This window comes from Anaerolentibacter hominis, from assembly GCF_032380675.1.
In the GTDB taxonomy this organism is placed as follows: Bacteria; Bacillota; Clostridia; order Lachnospirales; family Lachnospiraceae; genus Anaerolentibacter; species Anaerolentibacter hominis.
Genome location: NZ_JAWDIX010000003.1, coordinates 175,972 through 189,811 on the forward strand (window position 1 = coordinate 175,972; position 13,840 = coordinate 189,811).

Sequence of the window (13,840 nt, forward strand, 5' to 3'; positions counted from 1 at the left end):
AATTACATACATTTTGGGGGGTATTATTTTATTGTGGGAAAACACTTTATTTATTTTAAAAGAAAGAACATCCCGGCCCCTCCTTAATGATAGGTGCCGCTTAATTCAACATGAACGGTATCTGCTGCCGGAAAAATAACTGCAATTCCCGGCAGGTTATTCTCCAGGCAGAATACAGCCTGTGCATGGATACCGTAATAGCAGTGATTCCATGTGAATCCTTCAAACTCCTGAAGTTGTATATTTACCTGAATCAGATTCATACATCTTGAGGTGATAAGTTCCGTTTTCATAGCAAACAGGAACAGGCTGATATAATCCCAATAGCACATACTCCCTCTTTGCACACTGTCCGGCAGACGGGCAGCTTTTTCTTTTAGCATTGTCTTATTAAAGAGCAGGATATCGGAAAAGGAAACAGAAAACTGATCCGCCTTTTTCACCGCGGGAATACGCTTTTGACTCAGCAGCGAAGAGGTCTCTACCATTGACTCTTCTAGTGCCCAGACCAGAAGAATTGTATGTTTAACTGTAAGTACAAGCGGTTTCATACAGGTAAATCCCACAATTGCAGCCGCCATAGCCTCCGCTTTATCTCTGCTGCCCGCATCTTTCAGCAGGCTGATATAGTTTTGTACCGTGCGGAAAATCAGAATCCGTTCCAGTACTGCAGCCAGGTTCTCCTGATCCGTACTTCTGCCTCCTATCAGGTACTCCTGCTCATAGTCCAGTCTGTGATTGTCATCATCTGAATCAAGATAATTAGTAAAATGTTCATTGATGTATTCTCCCAGCAGGATCTTATCCTCCATTGTACCGGTAAGTTCTTCCAGTCGGCTGTTTTCATCCCGGATTCCATCCCGGATATTTTCTGCTGATAAAAAAGGTAAGGCTGAACTACTTTTATTTTTGGAGATTGACTTATCAGAAAGCGTCTGCCGGTCTTCAACCATAAGGCTTAATATACCTTTACCCAGGGTCGAGGCTAATTTATTCCATTGTCGTACTGTCTTTGCTTCAGTCTTCAGACTGGAATAGTCAAATCTCATATCTGCAATGTGATAGTGATAAAAAAGTTCCCGGATTGGTCCCGTTTTATCTTCGGCTGCCCCGGCTGCAAGCTGCTCCATACCGGTCAGCAGCCCTAAATTTTCACGCAGGGCGTCCTCCATTTTGTCCGCATTTTCTGCAATTGATCCGAAGTCAGCTTCCATGAGAAACAATCCCTCTAGTTTATTCGGAATACGCTCCCCCGTCTGTCCCTTGCCTGGTTCGCAGCGCTGAACCGCTTTTTCCAATTCATTAACCTCGGTTTTGAAGTGTTTCAGAATAGAAAGAGCCTCTGTGGTCTTAGTCTTAATCTGACGTATAACTGTGCGAAACTGTGTCAGGCCGTCCTCCCGCCCCAGCAGTTCTTCAATGTCGATGTACCGGGAGTGCAGTGATTCCCATACTAAATCATTGCCGATACCCTGTCCGGCAGGTGTCAGCGAACCGTAATATAACATCTTGACAAATATAGGTTCTGTCTTTAATTTCCCGTCGCTTCGGTAACCAGGTCCCTCCTTTCCCATATGGATTCCTTCTACCGCTTCAATAAATTTCAGCAGCAGTTGCCCGGCTTGTTCCGCCTGTGTTTCCAGCGTACTTTCCGCCTCCATTAATTCTATTGTCTCTTTTTGTTCCGGCAGATCCTTTGTCTGTCCGGCGTTTTTAAGCACTCGTTCTTTGTTATAATGGTACTTCGTATATTCTTTCGCTTCTTTCAGGAACAGCAGATTTCCATTCTCGGATAAAGGGACCTTTTCTATGATTCTGATTTCGCTGAGAGTCATGTTAAAAAGGTCCAGACCGGCGCCGCCTTCCGGGTTCATAGATCGCCTGATTGTATCCTCCATGACACTGCGCATTTTTTCTTCCGGCAGTATGGTTCCAAAAATATGATACTGCTCATAAAGAGGCCGATAATAGTAAGTAAACAGTGTATTTTCCGCATTTAAAAGCTGCCTCTCCCCGTTTCCAGCGGCTGCTTTTATTCTGGCTGCTTCCAGCAGTGATCCCGTTAGCGCCGCCAGCAGCAGAAAAATAAGGCTTAAGAATACGGTAACACCGCCTTTCTGTCTGTTCATCCTATAATATCTTTGCTGTCTTTTGTTATCGTCTTAAACGCTTTCTCGACAATGGATGTAATTTGATTCTTAAAGATCAGAACAAGTCCGATTAAAATTACAAGTATTAATATAATTTCTACTACACCTATTGCATCTTCTTCCCTGATAAACCGTTTTATCTCTTCCATTTTTCATTCACAGCATAACGCCGTGCCCTCCTCTCTTTCTTTTATATTGTTGTAAATGCCGGTATCATAATAATCATGAGCACGATAAATAGCATCATTGTCATGGGGATCAGCAGCTTCGTACTGGCCTCCTCCCCCTTTTTCCGGACTTCCTCCTGCCGTTCGCTTATCGATTCTTTCCGTTCATAATCCAGCATATCCAGGAGCTCTCTGGTTCCCTTTTTCAAATTCTGGGAAAGCAGATATGAAAACTTGATATAGGATTGTATTCCGCATCGCCGTCCAAAATTTTCAATCGCTTTCTCAAATGAGCTTCCCCGTTCTATTTCATTCCAGGAGGCAAACATCTCCTGATATAGAAATTGTCTTTCTTTATTTTTTTCATATTCCAGCATAATTCTCTGCCATATATTTCTCACCGACAACCCTGTCCCAAACAGCAGTACAAACAGGTCAATAAACTCCGGATAAGCATTTTTCAGTTCCTTTTCTTTCTTTTTGAGCCCCTCGTCAATCGTGCGCAGCAGACAATAGCCCGATATCGGTATCATTAAAATACCTGCTGTCATTAGCTGGGGCAATACTGGTTGCCGGTCTTCAGCTTCATAAGAGACCTGATATTGATTCAAAGTATCCGGCAGCGCAATCTGATCCTGATCTCTGTTTTCATCCTGCAGACGGAGTATCTTTTCTCTCAGATTTCCAGCCAGAATCTCTTCCTCTGTTCTCACCTCCGGAAGCAGAAATAGTTCAAAAACTCTGACCCGGTTCCGTCCCTGACATTCCAGCCTGGCGGCAGCAGTGATTTTTACCCCGGTTTCCGGTATCTGCTCCTTACGGATACTTCCGTCCCCGCTCAGGTAACCCCCTGGGTCCATCTCCCATCGTACAGAAACCGGGGTACCCGGAATCTGTTCCATGATGTTCAGGGGATCTGTAATCCTCCCTGCAGAGGGATTTTCTCCGAGCAGTTCTTGTTCAAGATAGGAAACTCCGTTATCCAGGAACTTTCTTACCTCCTCGTCCGTATATTCTCTCTCTTCCAGTTCTACCGTAACCGGCGTACGAATCATCTGATCTTTTTCTTTTAACACGGCGGTAAAGGAGACCGTTGTACAACCCATTCCCATACCCGGTCTGGAAAGACTGGTCAGCTTCCAGGATTGATCAGCAGATGTTCGGATACCGATCACCGTCAGTAAACCCGCGACTGCGGTTACAATTATGATCCACCTGCGCACAAGCCCTTTCAAAAAGCGGGATTGCTTATCTCTTTCACCAATAAAAAGCCGGTTTAATTTATCTGACCAGCCTGTGCTGTTAAGAAATCGTACCAAAAGCTTTTCCGTATCCACAGTCCTCCTCACCCGATATTTAATATCTTTTCCTGCAGGAAAAATGCCGTCATATAAAGGAACAGCGCCAGACTCATACACAAGATTCCCATAGTATTATGATACAGGGGGTCCAGAAAACCCGGAGAACACAGCCTGAGATACAGAATGATTCCCAGCGGCATCAGACACATAATTCTTCCCTCCATACGTTTTGCCGCTACTGCAGTTCGCAGTTCTCTCTTTAGTCCTATTTTGTCCTGAATTACAGAGACAGACGCCTGTATCATCTGTACCAGATTCCCTCCTGTACGTTTAGCAATAGAAAACACCTGTGAAAATTGTCTTATTTCCTCCAGACCGCTTCGATTCGCCAGATCCTCTATCGTCCTTTCTACCGGTACATTTCTGCCGATCCGGTATAAAATCATCTGAAACTCCTGGATAATATCCGAATCCTGTTCATACAGCAATGCCAGATCTCGGAGAGCTTCCCTGAAAGCATTCTCAACAGAGTAGCCCGCCCTCAGTGCGGAAGAAATTCCGGTCATGCCATCCATAAAAGTTATCATCAGGTTCCACCTGCGCTGCTCTGCTTTCTCTCGCTTTTTACGATGAAACCAGAAAAAAAGAAAGGGAAGCAGAAAAAGTACGGCAGGCAGGCTCTGATAGAAAAGCCACCCAATAATCAGAATAATACCTGCGCCCTGAAGGAATATCCTGGCACTCTCCCTTGCGCTCAGACGATAACTCTTATAGTCCATGGATACTCAGCCCCGCTCTCTGAAGCTTTCCCATCTGAACAAATGGATTGGTTGTCCGTTTCAGCTGTCCGCAGATTTTTCCCTCCGCTGTCTCACCCTCCTCGGCAAAGCAGAACAGTGGATTCAGCTCAATCTCTCCATCCTGACACTCCAGCACCTCCGTGATCTCCAGTACCTTTCTGCTTCGATCCCGCAGCCTCCCCAGGTGGATAATCAGGTCAAGCGCGGAAGCGATTTGCTTCCTGACAGCCAGCAAAGGAATCTCCATCCCCATCAGGACCAGGGATTCCAGCCTGCTCAGCATATCCGCGGGGGAATTGGCATGGCCTGTACTCAGACTTCCGTCATGGCCTGTATTCAAAGCACTTAACATATCAATGGCCGCGCTGTCCCGGACCTCTCCTACAATGATCCTAGTCGGGCGCATCCTCAGGCTTGTCTTAATCAGATCCCGTATGGTTATCTCATTCTTCCCCTCCACATTCGAATTGCGCACTTCCATTTTCACCAGGTTCGGAATGTTGTTGATCTGTAATTCCGCTGAGTCTTCAATCGTTATAATTCGTTCATCCCGGGAAATAAATCCGGCAAGGGCGTTTAAAAAGGTTGTTTTTCCGGACCCTGTTCCGCCGCTTATAAAGATGTTATACCGTGCTGTAACCAGCAGATTCAGAAAATCAGCCGCTTCCGGCGTGAGAGAGCCAAGCTCGATTAATCTCTCCATTGTCATGCCCTCGGCCGGGAACTTCCGTATTGTTACAATCGGGCCGTTCAATGCGATACAATCCAGCACAATATTTACCCGCTCCCCTCCCGGCAGCCGTACATCCGCGATAGGACAGCTTTCATTCACACTGCGGTTTACCCCTGCTGCCATCTGCTGTATAACATCTTCCAGTCTCTGCCTTGATTCAAAACGGCAGTCGGTCTGACAGATCTCTCCTCCCCGTTCCACAAAAATATTCTGTGTCCCATTCACCATTATTTCGGTAATCTCTTCATCTTCCAGCAGTTCCTGCAAAACACCGTATCCGTAAATATCGTGAAATAGGCGCCGGCGTACCTCCATCTTCTTTCCCACGTTTACCGGAGTCTCCCGTCCTGTTTCCAGGATCGTCGAATCTATTACCTCCAGAAGTTCTTCTCTGGATAACTCCTGCCCCAGATCAATCCGCTCCCGTACAGTTTTGTATACCTGTTCAAAAAATATGTCCTCCGTAAAATCCCCACCTCCTATTCTTCCTTGAGGCGGTCACTCAGAAGCTGTGTACAATCCTCTAATTCAGCCTTGCGGCGATGAGGGAATCGAATCAGTTCCAGCTTTGCCAAAATCGAGTCCAGTCCCTCCTGGGCAAGCGTTCTCTGAAATACCTGAATGCTGGTCATCGCATCCTCCTCCCCATACGGAATATACACCTGATCTGACAAATCCATGAGAGCGATTGTGCTCTCTCCAAAACTTCCCGCCTCTATAATGACAACATCGTAGTCACCGCCCTGTCTGAGTTCCTGGATAAGCATCCCGTAATCTCTGGCTCCCAGCTCCTCCAGATCTTTGAAGTGAGAAACCGGAGCAATATAATACAGCTGATCCATTCTGTTTACCAGCGACTGGAGCCTTACAATAAGGTTGCTGCTGCGCTGTTTTATATAATAAATCAGTTCTGACATCCCTCCGTTCCCATTCTCCATATCACTCGACGGAAAGACATTAAGATTCAGATAGAGCGTATCCTTTTCCTTCGCATAGGCCTGTCCCAGCGCAATGGAAAAGATGGTTCTCTCCCTGCCTCCTTCCGGTGAGAAAACCGTATATATCCTGGTCTTCTGACTTCTTGCAGCAGCCAGGACAGGTAAATCTGCGTGAAAGGTTCCGTAGAAATCCAGTATGGCCCTCATAATCTCTTCCATAGACTGAAACTTGTAGATGACAGGGTAATCACTTCCTTCCCTCACCCACATTCCCTCGGAAAGGACAAGCACATGTCCGATCCGGGTCCTGTCCAGACCTGCAAGAATATCGGTATCGACAGTGAGCAGCAGGTCAATAAACTCCCGGGCACAGTAATCCGCAAGCTTCTTTGCGTCCGTAAATACTCTGGTCTCCAAAAGAAACTGTTTCTTCCGGTTTACATATTCCAGAAAACGGTTCACATAATCTTCTTCATAGTCAAAAATAGCCAGAATTCCTCTTTTCAAAGGCAATCTCCCCTCAAAGCCCTCTCTGAAAAATAATCCAGTAGATGGTCCCCGCCGCGATTGCCGCACTGAATGGAATTACAGCAGACCTGTCCCTTCTATTTATCTCATAGGGCTTCCATTTTCTGTTTAAAAATGTGTTGAAACTGTAAATCTTAAGATAGCGCAGATAAGATCTCAGATCCCTCCGCCTGATTAAATGAATAATAGACATCAGACCTCCCGCCGCAAAGACAGGCAGCATGATGCTGATGACGGCAGAACCGCCATAGAAACCGCCGATTACAGAAAACAGCTTAAGGTCTCCCGCACCGACCGCATGAATCGTGAAAAGTAAAAAAAGTAAAACCACCGGAACAACAGCTCCGGCGAGCCAGAACAGGCTTCCCCGCCACCCCGCTTCCCATATTCGGAAAAGCAGTCCCAGTGAAAGGCCGATGCCAATCCAGCCATTATGTATCCGATATTTCCGCACATCCTCTGCGGCTGCGATAAGGACAATACCGATCACGCACAAGTCTTTCGTATCATTCCTCCTTCGTTTGATGTATTCCTATCATAGTACGGGACATCAAATATTGTCAATGAGTGAATTTTCACAAAACAAAATAGGAAATTCCGTATAAAAGTGCCAAACCAGGAACCCCAAGCAGCCCCGATAAAAGAATGGTTAACCCATTGATACCAACACTTAAGACAACACCGTTCATACTTAAAATTGTATTTACAAAATAGATCGCTACAATGCCCAAAATACTCCGCAAAATGAAATTTCCGAGCAGCTGTCCCTTTTTCGCAAAGAGAGAAATCACAAATACGACAGCACATACTGCCAGAAGAATCAAAAAAAGTTTTTCTCCCATGGTCTTTGTCCTTTTTGAAACTATTTATTATATTTATATCCTGACTTATCCAGAATATGCATAATCTTCCTCTCCGGCGCTTATAATAAAAACAACAAGTAAACCGGATTGATACCTTAAGCTGCGGCTTTAAGGACAGGACTGAAAGAAATCAAAGTAAAAGGAGCTATGCGGACTGCCTCTCTTTCAGCCGATTGGGCAGATTGAGCAGAGAATAATTCTGTTCAATGCATGACAAAGAAAATGGGACTATTTCGGAAACGGGAAATAACAGCGAAAGATACACTGATTGATGAGATTGAACAGACCAAGCGGGCGCTCACGATTGCTTACTCCAATTTTGAGAATGTGAGTGATCCGGATTTGATTGACTGTTATATTTATGAGGTAAATGCAGTTCAGAAACGCTATAAATATTTACTACGTATTGCAGAAAACCGCTATGCCGGGCAGAATCAGGGTTCTTAATAAAATTCGCCAATTATCCTTTTTTATATCTTCTCTTTGCCTTATCTTGTCATAGAAAAAGTGTCCGCATTATGCGGACACTTTTTTTGTTTCCATTTATACATTCCAGATATCTTTCGCATACTCCCGTATTGTCCTGTCACTGGAAAACTTCCCGGCATGCACCATATTCAAATAGCATTTCCGCCGGAATCCCATCCTGTCTTTATAGTCTCTGTTTACCTTTAGTTTCCTATCACAATAGGGCAGGAAATCCAGCAGAAGATAGTAATGATCTGGTTTATGCCAGCTGGCCCCCTTTAGTATGGCATCATAGAGTTCCTGAAACATACCGGTGCCGCCATCATCCAGAGTTCCGTCAACCAGCGTATCCAGCACCTTTTTAATCCTGGGATTATCCTCATAATATTTCATCGGATCGTAGCTTTCCTTTATCGCTTCGATATCGTCCACTCTCGCTCCGAAAATATAATTGTTCTCTTCCCCTGCCTGTTCCACAATTTCTATATTAGCGCCGTCATAGGTTCCAAGGGTAACCGCACCGTTCAGCATCAGTTTCATATTTCCTGTTCCGGATGCCTCCGTCCCTGCCGTGGATATCTGCTCTGAGACATCTGCCGCAGGCATTATTTTTTCAGCATAGGAAACATCATAATTGGAGACGAATACCACCTGGATCAGCTGACTGATCTCCTCATCTGCCGCAATGAATCCGGCAATTTCATTGATATACTTGATGATCCCCTTTGCCCGGTAATAGCCCGGAGCCGCCTTTGCGCCAAATAGGAATACTGTGGGGGTGAAATCCTTAATCCGGCCGTCCTTAATGCCAAAGTAGAAATCCAGGATAGAAAATGCATTCAGCAGCTGCCGTTTATATTCATGCAGCCTCTTAACCTGTACATCAAACATAAAGTCCGGTTTAATGATGATCCCTTCTTTTTTCTCCACATAATCCGCCAGCTGCCGTTTCTTTATCTGTTTAATCCGGTCAAATTCCCGTATCACGTCCCGGTGCTCTGTAAATGCATTCATAAACTTCAGCTTATCCAGATCCCAAACCCAATCTTTTCCAATTTTCTTTGAGATAAAATCAGCCAGCTCCGGATTACACAGCGCAAGCCATCTTCTCTGCGTAATTCCGTTTGTCTTATTATTAAATTTCTCCGGATACAGCGCAAACCATTCCTTCAGGACATCCTTTTTCAGTATTTCCGTATGTATTCTCGCCACACCGTTGACAGAATGAGACGCGAATACGGCCATCCTCGCCATATGAATCATTTTATCACTGATAATATCATAGGCAGGGAAATCCTCCGAAGCAATTCCCTTCACTTCCAGCTCCCTGTGAAGCGCTCTGGAAAGCATTTCAATATATGGATACACATGAGGTATGACTGTCTTTAACAGGCGTACATTCCACTTCTCCAGAGCCTCTGCCATCACAGTATGATTGGTGTAGGCAAATACCCGTCTGGTCAGATTCAGCGCTGCATCAAATTCCATGCCTTCCTCTTCCATCATCAAACGGATAAATTCTGGTATCGCGATCACGGGATGGGTATCATTCAGCTGAATGACGTATTTATCATCAAAGTGGTTAAAATCACCGCCCTGTTCCCGGAATGTACGGATCATGTCCTGAATAGATGCACTGGAGAAGAAATACTGTTGTTTCAGACGGAGCCGCTTCCCTGCATTGGTATCATCGTTGGGATACAGCACCATGGAAATAGCCTCGGCTTCATCCCTCTCCTGCACCGCTTTTCTGTATTTCTGCTCATTAAAGAGACCAAAGTCAAACTCATGTACCGGTTCCGCCTGCCACAGCCTCAAATTGTTAATCTGAAGCCTGTCATATCCAATAACAGGCATATCATAAGGAACGGCATAAACCTGCTGGTTCCGGAATGTTATCAGAACTCTGTCATCCTCTCTGCGTTCGGACCAGGGATCACCGTCTTTTAGCCAGTCATCCGCCTCCTCCATCTGAAATCCATCCTTAAAATACTGGCGGAATAACCCATAGCGGTATCGTATTCCGTAACCGTTCAGCGGAACATGGATGGTAGCCGCGGAATCCAGAAAACAGGCTGCCAGCCGACCCAGACCGCCATTTCCCAGCGCGTTATCCTCTATCTCTTCAAATATATTAGGATCAATCTCATATTTCTGACAAAGAGAATGGAAGTCTTCCATCAGGCCCATATTCATCAGATTACTGTAAATCAGACGGCCCACCAGAAATTCCGCTGAGAAATATCCCACTTCCCGGCCCTGCTTCTTCTCTTTCCACTGCCTGTTCAGCTCGTTTCTGCAGACCTTGGAAACCGCACTGTACAACTCCCGCGGCCCGGCCTTTCGGATAGAAAAACCGCAGTCCATTTTCAGCGTCCGTTTTACCTTCGATACAAAATCCTTCGCCATAGTCTCCTCCTTGCTTGTTGTTCTATTTCACCGGTTTATCAACGGTTATACCGCCCGGTCAGATCCAGCAAAAACCTTTGCCGCTCCGTATCAAAAGCATTCTGATCCATTCTCCAGCGCCACCAGCCGCCCACCTTTCCAGGCAGGTTCATCCTCGATTCCGCGCCCAGGTGAAGGATATCCTGCATTTGAAAAATAACAGTATCTGCAATTGTCGAATACCCCAGCTTTATCATAGCATCCGGAAAATCCCTTTTGCTTCCGACCCCCAGATAAGCTTTTGCTTCTTTTAGCCGTTCCCCTCTCATATTCTTAAAATATGCCGCAATGGGCTCATTATCATGGGTTCCCCCATAGACTACCAGATTGCTGCTTTTATAATTATGAGGAAGATACTCGCTGTCCGGCGTGCCGTCAAAACCAAATAGCAATATCTTCATTCCCGGCCAGCCGGTCTGCTTCATCAGACGGCGCACCCCTTTGCTGACCACCCCCAGGTCTTCGGCGATGATCTCGGTTTCGCCCCCGATCGATTCTTTAATCACTTTCGTCAGCTTACTGCCCGGACCCGGCCGCCATGTGCCGTTCTGCGCTGTGGGATGGCCGGCGGGTATACTGTAATAACGTACAATGCCGATAAAATGATCAATCCGAATTACATCATAGAGGGATTTAAGTGTCTTCATACGAAGTCTCCACCAGGCGAAATCAGAATCTTCCATAGCTTCCCAGTCATACAGAGGATTCCCCCACCGCTGTCCGGTACTGGAAAAATAATCCGGCGGAACACCGGCAACATGAATCGGCTTTTTCCTCTCGTCCAGCTCGAACAGATCCCCGTGCGTCCACACATCAGCGCTGTCATAAGCCACATAGAGGGGTATATCTCCTATTATCCGTATTCCCAGACCGTTCACATAGGTTTTCAGTTTCTTCCACTGCGTATAAAACTTAAACTGGCAAAATTTCCAGAATTCAATCTCTCCGGCAAGAGTCCTTTTGTAATGCTTCAGACTTTCCGGTTTCCTCAGTCGGATTCCCTCATCCCAGACCGCCCATTCCTTATGGCCGAACTTCTCCTTCACCGCCATATAAAGAGCATAATCGTCCAGCCAGGCCTCCTGTGCTTTTTCAAATTCCAGGTAAGCACTCTTATTCCTGTGTTTGCTTCTCAAGAATGCCTTCTTTAATACGGCAAACCGTTTGGAAAACAAAAGCTCATAGTCGACATGATCCTCCCGTTCTCCCCAGTCCTGTTCCAGTTCATTTTTCTTAAGCAGTCCTTCCTCCGCAAGAAAATCCAGATCAATATAATACGGGTTGCCTGCAAAGGCTGAAAATGACTGATATGGACTGTCCCCATAGCTGGTAGGGCCTACAGGAAGTACCTGCCAGTATTTCTGCCCTGCCGCCGCCAGCTGGTCTGCAAACTCGAAAGCAGCCTTCCCTATGGTACCTATGCCATAAGGCGACGGCAGACTGCTGACCGGGAGCAGGATTCCCGCTCCTCTTTCTTTTTCCTTCATATACTCATTAACTCCATTATTTCTATCGTAATTATATACTGATTTTTAAATAAAAGACTTATTGATCATAAGGACAAAAAAGAGCCCATCCTCCCCAGTGGGGGAACGAAGGACTCTTATTCATGTCTCGTTATTCTGTGTATCTGCCTGCCTCACGCATTACCTGATATACCTGCTCAATATTCTTGACACAGGTATTGGCTCCTACCCCGCGGATCGCTATGCTTCCCACCGCTGATGCAAATGTTCCGCATTTCTCCAGGTTCCATCCCTTCAAAACACCAGTCAGAAATCCTGCTACAAAGTTGTCTCCGGCACCGGTGGAATCCACACATTCAGCCGGGAAAATCGGGATATGATACCGCTCATTTGCGTTTCTGATCAGACAGCCGTCTGTTCCGAGTTTTATTATAACATTCTTAATTCCATATGACAAGAAAACATCCGTCATTTTATCAACGTCCTCTTCTCCCGTCAAATCAAGCGCCTCTACATAGCTGGGCAGAAAATAGTCAAGGGAAGCAAATGCTCCTGCCAGTTCTTCAATCTTGACTCCCCGCATGTTGCTCATCGTATCTGCACAGGTAATAACGCCCTGTTTCTTTGCCTCTGCCAGATACTCCGGCAGGTATTCGTCCAGGCCCTGAAAAGTGAAAATACTGCCGATGCTGACCATCTTCGTATGTTTCAGCTGCTCCAGGTCCAAATGTTCTCTGGAAAGCTCTCCCATTCCAGCCTGATAAGATACCAGATTCCGCTCTCCATCCCCATGAATCAATACAAAGCTTGTCCTGGTCCGGCTGCCAGGAATAACCACACAGTTGCTGGTATCCACCCCGGCATCCTCCAGCATTTTTCTAACGCTTGCGCCTGTATCATCGTCGCCCGGGGCCGTAGCGATTCCCGTCACATTCCCCAGACGGGAAAATACAATACTCTGATTGGAGGCATCTCCTCCAACATGATAGTCCAGAGTAGATAAAATACTCTTGTCCACTTCAAATATACTTGGGTCCATCGGTTTCATCATAACATCCGAAGTGATCCCTCCCACGCATAATACATCCAGATCCTTATACATTACACTACTACCTATACCTTTCCCGTCCTGGGCGCGAACAAATTCAAGTACGCCTCGGCGTACTTGCTGCGAGCCGCACGTCATGCTTTGCATGACATAATACATCTGTGCGGCTCTGCAATCCGCCGGAGGCTTTAACTTGGAAGGAGACTGGGCTCCCACCAAGACGAATTTGTTATTTACTCACCACCTATAAAGGTAGGAGTCTTATCTACTTCCATGATAAATACAGCCCATATACGTACCTTTTTCCGTATCTATTATAAATGCAAAAACAGCCATACGCAAGACGTACGGCTGTCATTTTTCGTTTTTATAAAAACTCACCCTGCTTATAGTAATACGCAAAGCTTATTTGCAAAGCTTCTCATCCAGTTTCTGAACTTCTGCATAAGCCCATACCAGATAATCCGAGCGTGCTCCCATACCTTCTGTAAATTCTGTATTCAGGAAACGATCTACCATCAGATTCGCCTGGAACGGAGCAACCAGATTTGTACCCATACACATACAGTTAGCATTATTGATGGCTCTGCATTTTAATGCGGCCCATTCACTCTCCACAACAGCGGCATAAACGCCCTTGTGTTTATTAGCAATAATGGACATACCCATACCGGAGCTGCACACCAGAATTCCTCTGTCTGCCTTTCCTTCCTGAATTGCGTTAGCAACCAGATCGGATACTGCAAAATAATCCATCGGTTTTTCAGGGTCCTGTGTTCCAACATCTTCAAATTCCATACCCAGTTCAATCAGATGTTTTTTAATACTTTCCTTTAACGGGTATCCTGCTGCGTCTGATCCAATGTACAATTTCATGTCTTAAACCTCCCATATATTCTGCGTGTTATCCTGTACGGCGGCGGAAATATC

13 protein-coding genes are annotated in these 13,840 nt (G+C 45.8%); 1 reads left to right on the top strand and 12 read right to left on the bottom strand.

Translation table 11 applies throughout. The features are described from left to right. Positions 1-83 precede the first annotated feature (83 nt). From ABCW47_RS12165 to ABCW47_RS12200, 8 genes are all read right to left on the bottom strand, one after another. Entirely contained in the window at positions 84-2,129 is a 2,046-nt protein-coding gene (locus ABCW47_RS12165; RefSeq protein WP_343210205.1) for a DUF5702 domain-containing protein, read from the bottom strand. Next, the gene (locus ABCW47_RS12170; RefSeq protein ID WP_343210206.1) at positions 2,126-2,299 is read right to left on the bottom strand and encodes a Flp1 family type IVb pilin; all 174 of its coding nucleotides are present in this window, start codon (positions 2,297-2,299) and stop codon (positions 2,126-2,128) included. The genes ABCW47_RS12165 and ABCW47_RS12170 overlap by 4 nt, the downstream gene beginning before the upstream one ends. A gap of 41 nt (positions 2,300-2,340) precedes the next feature. After that, positions 2,341-3,654 (bottom strand): hypothetical protein, encoded by a 1,314-nt coding sequence (locus ABCW47_RS12175; RefSeq protein ID WP_343210207.1) that lies wholly within the window; start codon positions 3,652-3,654, stop codon positions 2,341-2,343. An 8-nt stretch (positions 3,655-3,662) separates the two neighbouring features. Then, a complete protein-coding gene (locus tag ABCW47_RS12180) occupies positions 3,663-4,397 on the bottom strand; it encodes a type II secretion system F family protein (protein ID WP_343210208.1) in 735 nt (244 codons plus the stop codon). Next, on the bottom strand, positions 4,387-5,478 hold the full coding sequence (locus ABCW47_RS12185; RefSeq protein WP_343210209.1) for a TadA family conjugal transfer-associated ATPase: 1,092 nt from the start codon (positions 5,476-5,478) through the stop codon (positions 4,387-4,389). Before ABCW47_RS12185 ends, ABCW47_RS12180 begins: the two co-directional genes overlap by 11 nt. 152 nt (positions 5,479-5,630) lie before the next feature. Beyond that, a complete protein-coding gene (locus tag ABCW47_RS12190) occupies positions 5,631-6,596 on the bottom strand; it encodes a P-loop NTPase family protein (protein ID WP_343210210.1) in 966 nt (321 codons plus the stop codon). 13 nt (positions 6,597-6,609) lie between these two features. After that, positions 6,610-7,107 carry an A24 family peptidase gene (locus tag ABCW47_RS12195; protein WP_343210211.1) on the bottom strand — a complete coding sequence of 166 codons (498 nt, stop codon included), beginning with the start codon at positions 7,105-7,107 and terminating at the stop codon, positions 6,610-6,612. Positions 7,108-7,192: 85 nt separating this feature from the next. Then, positions 7,193-7,459 carry a pro-sigmaK processing inhibitor BofA family protein gene (locus tag ABCW47_RS12200; RefSeq protein WP_343210212.1) on the bottom strand — a complete coding sequence of 89 codons (267 nt, stop codon included), beginning with the start codon at positions 7,457-7,459 and terminating at the stop codon, positions 7,193-7,195. 243 nt (positions 7,460-7,702) lie between these two features. On the opposite strand from ABCW47_RS12200, the gene ABCW47_RS12205 reads away from it, so the two are divergent. Further along, positions 7,703-7,927 carry a YaaL family protein gene (locus tag ABCW47_RS12205; protein WP_343210213.1) on the top strand — a complete coding sequence of 75 codons (225 nt, stop codon included), beginning with the start codon at positions 7,703-7,705 and terminating at the stop codon, positions 7,925-7,927. A 96-nt stretch (positions 7,928-8,023) separates the two neighbouring features. On the opposite strand, the gene ABCW47_RS12210 is transcribed toward ABCW47_RS12205, so the two are convergent. The 4 genes from ABCW47_RS12210 to ABCW47_RS12225 form a co-directional block, all read right to left on the bottom strand. Beyond that, on the bottom strand, positions 8,024-10,357 hold the full coding sequence (locus ABCW47_RS12210) for a glycogen/starch/alpha-glucan phosphorylase (RefSeq protein WP_343210214.1): 2,334 nt from the start codon (positions 10,355-10,357) through the stop codon (positions 8,024-8,026). 38 nt (positions 10,358-10,395) lie between these two features. Beyond that, positions 10,396-11,883 carry a 4-alpha-glucanotransferase gene (malQ, locus tag ABCW47_RS12215; protein ID WP_343210215.1) on the bottom strand — a complete coding sequence of 496 codons (1,488 nt, stop codon included), beginning with the start codon at positions 11,881-11,883 and terminating at the stop codon, positions 10,396-10,398. A 130-nt stretch (positions 11,884-12,013) separates the two neighbouring features. Further along, positions 12,014-12,964, bottom strand: coding sequence for a carbohydrate kinase family protein (locus ABCW47_RS12220; RefSeq protein WP_343210216.1), 951 nt, complete (start codon positions 12,962-12,964; stop codon positions 12,014-12,016). A 351-nt stretch (positions 12,965-13,315) separates the two neighbouring features. After that, on the bottom strand, positions 13,316-13,786 hold the full coding sequence (locus tag ABCW47_RS12225; RefSeq protein WP_343210217.1) for an RpiB/LacA/LacB family sugar-phosphate isomerase: 471 nt from the start codon (positions 13,784-13,786) through the stop codon (positions 13,316-13,318). Between the last annotated feature and the right edge of the window lie 54 nt (positions 13,787-13,840).